Origin of the sequence: Pseudoalteromonas sp. S554 (assembly GCF_005930865.1) — a bacterium.
GTDB lineage: Bacteria > Pseudomonadota > Gammaproteobacteria > Enterobacterales > Alteromonadaceae > Pseudoalteromonas > Pseudoalteromonas marina.
This window is the reverse complement of record NZ_PNDV01000178.1, coordinates 1-389: the sequence shown is the minus strand read 5'-3', so window position 1 is coordinate 389 and position 389 is coordinate 1. Positions and strand designations below refer to the sequence as shown.

3 tRNA genes are annotated in these 389 nt (G+C 48.1%); all 3 read right to left on the bottom strand.

The window, feature by feature from the left end:
• Positions 1-32: 32 nt before the first annotated feature.
• The 3 genes from CWB65_RS19575 to CWB65_RS19565 all read right to left on the bottom strand — a co-directional run bounded on the left by CWB65_RS19575 (position 33) and on the right by CWB65_RS19565 (position 343).
• Positions 33-108, bottom strand: a tRNA-His gene (locus CWB65_RS19575).
• 23 nt (positions 109-131) lie between these two features.
• Positions 132-208, bottom strand: a tRNA-Arg gene (locus tag CWB65_RS19570).
• A gap of 58 nt (positions 209-266) precedes the next feature.
• Positions 267-343: transfer RNA gene (locus tag CWB65_RS19565), tRNA-Pro, on the bottom strand.
• Positions 344-389: the final 46 nt, after the last annotated feature.

Genomic DNA, 389 nt, shown 5'->3' with positions numbered 1-389 from the left:
CAAACTGCGCTAATCGCCGATATTCTTGCAAATGGGGTGACTGATGGGGCTCGAACCCACGACAACCGGAATCACAATCCGGGGCTCTACCAACTGAGCTACAATCACCGCTGTATTTACATGTTTTCAAATGGCGCACCCAGAAGGATTCGAACCTTCGACCGACGCCTTAGAAGGGCGTTGCTCTATCCAGCTGAGCTATGGGCGCATCGAAAACTTCATAGTTTACCAATAAGCTATTCGATTATAATTAAATTATAAAAAAATGGTCGGCGATGCAGGATTTGAACCTGCGACCCCTTGGACCCAAACCAAGTGCGCTACCAAACTGCGCTAATCGCCGTTACTTACTATTCTCTACGAGTGACCTCGTTGACAACGGGGTGGAA